The following is a 7,752-nucleotide window of genomic DNA, read 5'->3' as shown; positions in this document are numbered from 1 at the left end:
GTCTAATTGTGAGGCTCGATTTGCTCCGCGAGGCGGTTTCGATTTGGACACGAGAAGGAAGCCGCAGGCGTACTTAGCGGGCGCGGTGAGTGATGCCGGGATTATGGATATTGAATGCCATTTCCTGGTTTAGCAAGGAGCCTTTTAGTGCTTCATCGTTGCCGCGGGTGCTGGGAACAGTTGAGCAGTTGCATAGCTTGAGTTCGATCCGGCTTCGCAGCCGGCCAGTTAGGGCGGCTTTGAAGGGTTGTGGGATCAGTTGGGCACACGATCGCGAACGCGTGCATGGAGCAAACCGGCAGAGCGGATTGGCAGCGCGGGTCATGAAGAATCTAAGCCTGTGAAGTAGAGTTGAGCGGCGGTGAAGCGTTCGACGACGCGCATAGGTGCGCCGCAACGGGGACAGTGCCAGAGATCGCAGTCTGGTGGAGGCGGAAGCAGTAGCGGCTCGCGGCCCTGAGCGGCGAGCAGGGTGCGTGCCAGGGGCAGCATCTGTTTTCGGAAGCGGTTCGACAGTAGGCCGTAGCGGCGGATGCGCACGAACCCCCGGGGCAATACATGCAGGAAGCATCGGCGCAGGAACTCGACGGCGTCGAGGAGCATGACGCGCTGGATTCCGCCGTGGCGATAATCGCGCCAGCGAAAGCGGACTTTTTCGCCGTCGAAGGCGGTGATGCGGTGGTTGGATATGGCCATGCGGTGGGTGTAACGACCGAGATAACCGAGGACATAATCCGGTCCGCCGAAGGGCGGCTTGGCATAGACATACCAGTCCTTGTAGCCCAGCGTCTCGATCCGTTGTTCGAACCACGCGGGATCATGGAAATCAGCGGCGGCCCGGCGGCAATCGAGCAGGTTTTTGCGGTAGAGATGCCGGAGTCCGGCAAGGAACTTCTTACGGAAGACGTTTTGCAGTACCGCAATGGGCAGAAGGAACCGTGGGTGGCTGGTTGAAGTCCAGCGCTGATGATCTGGGGACAGTCCGCCGCCGGGGACCACGCAATGGACGTGGTAATGGCCCAGCAGGGTCTGACTCCAGGTATGCAGAATAGAAAGAAATCCAATCTCAGCGCCCAGCCATTTAGGATCTCGAGCGACTTCGAGCAGGGTCTGGGAACTGGCGTCGAAGAGCAGATCGAGAAATGGTCTCGGAGAAGTCAGTGCCAGCGGGTTCAGTTCGTGAGGCACGGTGAACACGACGTGGAAGTAGTTGGTGTTGACGAGATCCCGCTGCTGGGCCTGGAGCCATCGCCGGCGCTGCTGCGCCTGGCACTTGGGACAGCATCGTGAACGGCAGGAGTTGTAAGAGTGGGGTGCTTCGTACGGGCAGTTGACACACTTGTCCTTATGTCCGCCCAGAGCAGCGGTGCGGCAGCGCTCCACAGCCCGATATGCCTTCAGCTGCTGATAACTGGCACTGAACTGTTCGAGATACTGCCTGCCCTTCGTGCGGACGATGTCGGCCACTTCGATGGCCGGCCGCGTCATGGGCGGCGCGGACGATGGTAGGAGCGGCGGCTCTGGTCGACGTTGGAGAGCTTCAGTTCTTCGATCGGGTTGGCGACCTGGTGCAGGTGATGGTCGGACAGATGCAGATACCTGGCTGTTACTTCCAGATCCTCATGACCGAGCAGAAGCTGGATGGTGCGCAGGTCGGTTCCGGCTTCCAGCAGATGCGTGGCCCAGCTGTGGCGAACCAGGTGGGGTGTGACTCTCTTGCGAATGCCGGCCCTCCTGGCGGCTTCGCTGCAGGTGCGCCACACGATCTTGTCGGTGATCGGCTGCTCCGAGTCGCGATGCATGCGCGAGGGGAACAGGTATGTCTGCGGCTTGAGCCACCGCCAGTGGGCCCGCAGCGTCTCCAGCAACGTTGGGCTCAGAGGCAGGTCACGATCCTTGCCTCCCTTGCCGTTTACGACGTGAATGACCATGCGCTGGCTGTCGATGTCGGCTATCTTCAGCCGTGCTATCTCAGACCGGCGCATCCCTGTGCCGTACAGAACCATCAGCAGCGTACGCTCGAAAAGGCCGCTGCTGGCATCGATCAGACGTGCCACTTCCTCCAGGCTCAGAATCTTGGGTAGTTTCCTGCGAGTCTTGGGATAGGGCAGGAACTGGCGGAACTCATGCCGATGAAGCGTTCGTATGAACAAAAACCGCAGCGCAGCCACATGGTTCTCGACTGTTCCCGGGTCCAGCTTCCTCACCTTGAGCAGATAAGCCTGATAGGTGCGAAGATGATCGGGACCGAGCTTGTCTGGGGGCTTGCCAAAGTGTTGTGCGAACCGCTCGACAAAACGCAGATAACGTCGCGTCGTGCACTCGGAATAGTTGCGACGCTCGAGTTCCTCGAGCATCATCTTGCGAAGGTTGGTCACAGTAGGTACCTCCTGTGACCCAACCTATCCCGGCCTCAAAGCAACTCGCCAGCCACTGCCGTAGCGGCCGCGGCGCCTGCGGCTTCGTTCTCGTGGACAATTGGGAAATTAGGGCTATGTTTTGCCTGACAGTGTCTTGCGCCAGTTTGTAGCAGTGGCGCTAAAGACGAGAAGGACGGCTGGTTGGCCGCCCCTCTGCTGTTTCGAAATTTTACAGCTCTGAATTAGAGAGCCTGAACGTTCTCAGCCTGCCAGCCCTTGGGTCCCTTGACCACGTTGAACTGAACCTGCTGGCCTTCCTGCAATGAGCGGAAGCCCTGCGACTGAATGGCGGTGTGATGGACGAATACGTCCTCGCCATTCTGGCGGGTGATAAAACCAAAACCTTTTGCGTCATTGAACCACTTAACTGTGCCTTGTTCCATTTGAAGAATGCTCCTTTAAAGCTTTTACCGCGAACGCAATGTGGAAGTGTTGCGTGTGGAGCGGTAACTCGGAACAGGCAAGAACTTCTACTCGAATTCTGGGATTGCAAAAAGTGTAGCATGGCAGGGGAGATTCCGTGCCACACCAGAGTAACAACCGCGTCCTCGTCATTAATCCCGGCTCAACCTCCACTAAGTTCGGTGTTTTCAGGGCCGAAGGAGCGGAATGGGTCAGTTCGGTGCATCACGGCGACGAAGAAATTGACCAGTTCCGTGGCCGCTCGATGCTGGCGCGAACCGGCTATCGCGCCGCGTTGATTGAAAAAGCACTCTCCACAGCAGGATACGATTCAAAGCACTTCGCAGCCGTAGGTGGCCGCGGCGGATTGCTGCCGCCAATGGCCTGCGGGACCTACCTGGTCGACGATGCGATGGTTGAGGAACTTCGCCTCGCACGCCGTGGCGAGCATGCGAGCAATCTGGGAGCTGTGCTGGCGCTTCGCTTTGCGCAAGCCGCCGGAGTGAAGGCCTACATCGTCGATCCTGTGACCGTGGACGAATGGCAGGATTGTGCGCGGATATCTGGGTTGCCGCAGATTGAACGATCCTGCGTAGGCCATGCGCTGAACATCAAGGCAGTAGCGCGGCGATTTGCACGCGAGACGGGGCGCCCGTACTCGGATCTGCGCCTGATCATCGCCCATATGGGCAGCGGCATTACTGTGTCGGCTCATCGGTGCGGACGGATGATCGACAACAATACGCCGGAAGAGGGCCCACTCGGGCCGGATCGGACTGGATGGCTGCCTGTCCGCGAACTCATCAAGCTCTGCTTCAGCGGGAAATTCTCTGAAACCCAACTCGACCGCAAGGTCTTCGGCGAGGGCGGCCTCTTTGCCTACCTTGGAACGCGCGATCTAGAGGAAGTGGAACGTCGCATTGATGCGGGCGACGTCAAAGCAGCAGCCGTTTATGAGGCCATGATCTACCAGATCGCCAAAGAGACCGGAGCCATGGCCGCGGTGCTCGAAGGCCGTGTGGACGCACTCCTGCTGACCGGCGGCATGGCGCACTCCGAACGCATGGTGAGCCGGCTGCGCAAATACATCGAGTGGATCGGGCCCATCACTGTTTATCCCGGTGAAGACGAGTTGCAAGCGCTGGCGGAGGGCGTTTTTCGCGTGCTGAATGGCGAGGAGCAGGCTAGGCGGCTGGAATCACATTCTCTATCCGCCGTTCACAGAGATGCTCTGGTCATCGGGCTGGAGTAGGCTTCCGGTTTCTGCGTTTGTTCGGTTATGGCAGCATGCGCACGCTTGTTGAGATTGGCAGGCCGATGAGAAACATGTGTGCGAGCAGGCCTTGAACCAGGCCGCGGTATTGGTACGGCCCCATGGCATGGTAAGCGCTCAGCGGCAGCACAACCAGCTGCATCACGAGGAATACCGCGATCCCGTAAAACAGGCCGCAGACAATGAAGTGGTCGCGCAGGAAGTCCAGCTTTTTGCTCGCAAGACAATACACGGCGGCCGCTGAGAACGCGATGAAGTAGTGAATCGAGAGGCCAAGGATGTACTGGCCGACTGATATATGACGTCCGGCTGCACCGACGATGCCGCCGGCAATTCCTATCGGCATGTAGCGGCCGAAGCTGATGTAGGCAGAGGTCATGTCGAGCAGGCCGGCGAGCCCGCCTCCGACCAGGATCGGCAGCGCAAGGCTGGTCTTTTGAGTAGCTGCGGAGATTGAAACAGCGGACATCGGAACTGACATCAAGACCTCGGGGAAGGCGATGCATTTCTTGTGAAGACATGATCAGTGATCTTGATCGACGGGGCAATCTGTTTGCCCCGGGACGGATGCTTGGACAGATAGGGCGGTTCAAGAAACGAACAATACGGACGGGAGTCCGGGCTTTCTATTTCAGGTGGCTCGAAAAGAAGTCAAGCGTTCGCTTCACGGCGTCGTCGTAGGCGGGTGGCAGGAATCCATGCCCCTGATCGGGATAGATGTGACTCTCGCAGGTGAAACTCTTCATGCTGCAAAGTTGCATGATCTGCTGCGCATTGGTTACGGGAATGATGTCGTCATGCTGGCCATGCAGGATCAGCAACGGCGGCATGCCCTTCAGTTGATAAAAGAATTCGTCAGGCAGGCTGCCATACCACTCCACCACGGCATCGACAGGAATAGCTTGCGAACCGGAGGCAAGGGCGATCGAGGCTCCGAGCGAAAAACCCAGAAGCGCAATTTTGCGGTCGGCCCACTTCGGATTTTTCCGGCACTGGTCAACGAGCTCGCTCACGGCCCTTTCCCATGCGACGTAATTCTTGTCGGATGCGCGAAAGGTGTCGGCTGCGTCGAAGTAGTGGAGGAAGAGCACAGTGTAGTTCTTCGTCGCGAGGTACTGCGCCAGTCCGCGATAGAGCGGAACGCTCGGTCCTCCTGCTCCGTGCATCATGATGATGATTGGGCCGTTCGATTCGGCGCCGAAAGTCTCGTAGGATACCTGTCTTTCTCCGCTCGAGAAGTGGACGAGTTGAGGGGACTCCGCGAAGAAGCGGACAGAGACGCAAGAAATCGCGATCAGCAGCAACAGCCCTGAACGGAAGTTCATGTCAGGCCCTCGCAAAATTTAACGCACGCAGCTCCGCATGGATTTTGCTGTCAGTGCGATTGTAGCGCCGGTTCTCCGGGGCCGATTCGATGGGGATTGTCGATCCGCTAGAGCTTTTCGAGGTTGGCGAACTTCTCCATCAGCTTCTTCCGGCCGTGCCGCGAGAAGAGAACAGTCAGCTTCGCCTCATCGCCCTCGCCTTCCCGCATCACGATTTGCCCTTCGCCATACTTGCTATGGCGCACGCGTTGGCCTTTCCTCAGACCGGCCGCACCGGTGGGCTCGGGAATATCCATCTTCGGACGCGCGGAGGCCGGTCGAACAAATGAGCCGGGCTTGACGCCCTGTCCACCAAAGAACCGGGCGATGTTATCGATCGAATTGCCGCCGCCCTCCGGGCTTTTACTCTTTAGAGAGGAGCTGTGGCCGCCCGGGACTCTTGTCACTTCCTGGCTCTCATCCTCGTAGTTGTAGTGCCGGCTGTCGAACTCGCCCGAGTTACCTTGCCGGCGACCTTCACTGTACCTGGAACCGCGTCCATTTCCGTATGCCGGGACGGCCCATGCAGGAGATCTTCCTCCGAGATTTTCGACCAGCTGGTTTGGGACTTCCTCAAGGAATCGCGAGGGAACGCTTTGTTCGGGTGCATCGTTGCCGTAGCGTCGGCGATAGTGAGCGCGTGTGAGGATCAGCGTGTTCATGGCGCGCGTCATGCCGACATAGCAGAGGCGGCGCTCTTCTTCCAGTTCTTCCGGATTCATGAGCGTGCGCGAGTGCGGGAACAGGCCTTCTTCGAGTCCCGCCAGAAACACAAGCGGAAATTCCAGGCCCTTGGCTGCATGGAGCGTCATCAGTGTTACACGGGCGCTGGGATCGAATTGGTCAGTGTCTGACGCGAGCGCTGCGTGGTCAAGGAACTCGGCAAGCGTCTCTCCGCGAACCTCTGCGTCGTGCGCTGCGTTGGCCAATTCCTTCAGGTTTTCTACCCGGCTCAGCGATTCCGGCGAAGCTTCAGCTTCGAGCGCCTTGATGTAACCGGTGCGATCGATAAGGAAGCGGATCAGTTCCGGAAGGGTGGCAGGATCGCCCGGCTTTCTGAAATCTCTTTCAGACGATGACGCCTTGTCGGCGCTGGACGCATCCTTCCCAGGTCTCAAAGGCGAGACCTGGGGCACCCGCGTTGTTGCCTGATCTTGCCTCGCGCTTTGCTTCGGCATCTGCAGGAAGGGGCGTGCTTTTTTGGCCGCGAACGAATGCTCGGCGAAGGGCGAGAAATGGCTGGCATCAAGCAGCGGAATCTGATTTTCGTTATCGCCGAAGCTGAACTCCGTTGCTGTTTCAAGCGCATCACTGGCTTCCTGCTTCTCTTCCGCACCCGGTTCCTCCGCGCCAAAAGAGAAGTCCGTGTCAGCGTCTTCGGTTCCCACATCGGCGGAGAGCTTGCCTGCGAAATCCGGATCCATCATTGCCTGCGCATCGAGAATGAGCGTGCGAAAGGATTCGAGAGCCATCTGCGCGCGCGTTGGGATGAGCCGCTGCCCGATTGCAGTACCGAGAGCCTCCCACGTGGACTGGCCGGTTTCAAGCGCGAGCCGCTCCAGTGTCTCCAGCGTCGTTTTGCCGATGCCGCGCGCGGGCGTATTGATCACCCGATTCAGCGCCATGGAATCGTGCGGATTGCGGACGAGCCGTAAGTAACACAGCAGGTCCTTGATCTCTGCGCGTTCGTAAAAGCTGAACCCGCCCACCATCGTGTACTTGACGCCGTAGCGGCGCAGCGCCTCTTCTACCAGCCGTGATTGCGAGTTGGTGCGATACAAGACCGCACAGTGCGCCTCATCTCCGGCTTCGACTGACTGACGCAGAAACTTCTGGATGCGATCGGCGATGAACAGAGCCTCGTTTTCGCCGTCCGGTGCTTCGTAGAATCCAATCAGCGAGCCGCCCTGGCGATCGGTCCACAGTTTCTTGCCCTTGCGACGAAGATTGTTGGCTACGACTGCGCCCGCCGCTTCAAGAATGATCTGCGTGGAGCGATAGTTCTGTTCAAGACGCACAATGCGTGCGTTGGGAAAATCCTTTTCGAACTCAAGAATGTTGCGGATGTCGGCACCGCGCCACGAGTAGATGCTCTGATCCTCGTCGCCCACAGCGCACACATTCTGATGCTCGCCTGCCAGCAGCTTCATCAGTTCATATTGAGGCCGGTTCGTGTCCTGATATTCGTCCACCAGCAGATAGCGATAGCGATGCTGATAGCGCTCGCGGACATCGCCTGCAACCTTCAGCAGCCTGACAGCCTCCAGCAGCAAGTCGTCGAAGTCGAGCGCAT

General features: G+C 58.6%; 7 protein-coding genes. 1 reads left to right on the top strand and 6 read right to left on the bottom strand.

What is annotated here, in order from left to right; genetic code table 11:
* Positions 1 to 321 precede the first annotated feature (321 nt).
* From WA354_RS14220 to WA354_RS14210, 3 genes are all read right to left on the bottom strand, one after another.
* Positions 322 to 1,488: an IS91 family transposase gene (locus tag WA354_RS14220; RefSeq protein WP_472813675.1), complete on the bottom strand. Its 1,167-nt coding sequence runs from the start codon at positions 1,486 to 1,488 to the stop codon at positions 322 to 324.
* Complete coding sequence (locus tag WA354_RS14215; RefSeq protein ID WP_472813674.1) at positions 1,485 to 2,378, bottom strand: tyrosine-type recombinase/integrase; 894 nt, start codon at positions 2,376 to 2,378, stop codon at positions 1,485 to 1,487. The genes WA354_RS14220 and WA354_RS14215 overlap by 4 nt, the downstream gene beginning before the upstream one ends.
* A gap of 224 nt (positions 2,379 to 2,602) precedes the next feature.
* Positions 2,603 to 2,803: a cold-shock protein gene (locus WA354_RS14210; RefSeq protein ID WP_348264127.1), complete on the bottom strand. Its 201-nt coding sequence runs from the start codon at positions 2,801 to 2,803 to the stop codon at positions 2,603 to 2,605.
* A gap of 137 nt (positions 2,804 to 2,940) precedes the next feature.
* Here WA354_RS14210 and buk point away from each other — a divergent pair, with 137 nt between their 5' ends.
* Entirely contained in the window at positions 2,941 to 4,074 is a 1,134-nt protein-coding gene (gene buk, locus WA354_RS14205; RefSeq protein ID WP_472813673.1) for a butyrate kinase, read from the top strand.
* 25 nt (positions 4,075 to 4,099) lie between these two features.
* On the opposite strand, the gene WA354_RS14200 is transcribed toward buk, so the two are convergent.
* The 3 genes from WA354_RS14200 to WA354_RS14190 all read right to left on the bottom strand — a co-directional run.
* Positions 4,100 to 4,576 carry a hypothetical protein gene (locus WA354_RS14200; RefSeq protein ID WP_472813672.1) on the bottom strand — a complete coding sequence of 159 codons (477 nt, stop codon included), beginning with the start codon at positions 4,574 to 4,576 and terminating at the stop codon, positions 4,100 to 4,102.
* 145 nt (positions 4,577 to 4,721) lie between these two features.
* Positions 4,722 to 5,420 carry a dienelactone hydrolase family protein gene (locus WA354_RS14195; RefSeq protein WP_472813671.1) on the bottom strand — a complete coding sequence of 233 codons (699 nt, stop codon included), beginning with the start codon at positions 5,418 to 5,420 and terminating at the stop codon, positions 4,722 to 4,724.
* Positions 5,421 to 5,527: 107 nt separating this feature from the next.
* On the bottom strand, positions 5,528 to 7,752 hold a 2,225-nt coding region (locus tag WA354_RS14190; protein WP_472813670.1), incomplete at its 5' end, for an ATP-dependent helicase.

This window comes from Occallatibacter sp., from assembly GCF_049802275.1.
GTDB lineage: Bacteria > Acidobacteriota > Terriglobia > Terriglobales > Acidobacteriaceae > Telmatobacter.
Note: the sequence above shows the minus strand (reverse complement) of the source record. Positions and strands in the feature narration are given on the sequence as shown.

Excerpts from the sequence above, each read along its gene's own strand:
- WA354_RS14210 (WP_348264127.1), bottom strand. The coding sequence starts at position 2,803 with ATGGAACAAGGCACAGTTAAGTGGTTCAATGACGCAAAAGGTTTTGGT.
- WA354_RS14200 (WP_472813672.1), bottom strand. The coding sequence starts at position 4,576 with ATGTCAGTTCCGATGTCCGCTGTTTCAATCTCCGCAGCTACTCAAAAG.
- WA354_RS14220 (WP_472813675.1), bottom strand. The coding sequence starts at position 1,488 with ATGACGCGGCCGGCCATCGAAGTGGCCGACATCGTCCGCACGAAGGGC.
- WA354_RS14195 (WP_472813671.1), bottom strand. The coding sequence starts at position 5,420 with ATGAACTTCCGTTCAGGGCTGTTGCTGCTGATCGCGATTTCTTGCGTC.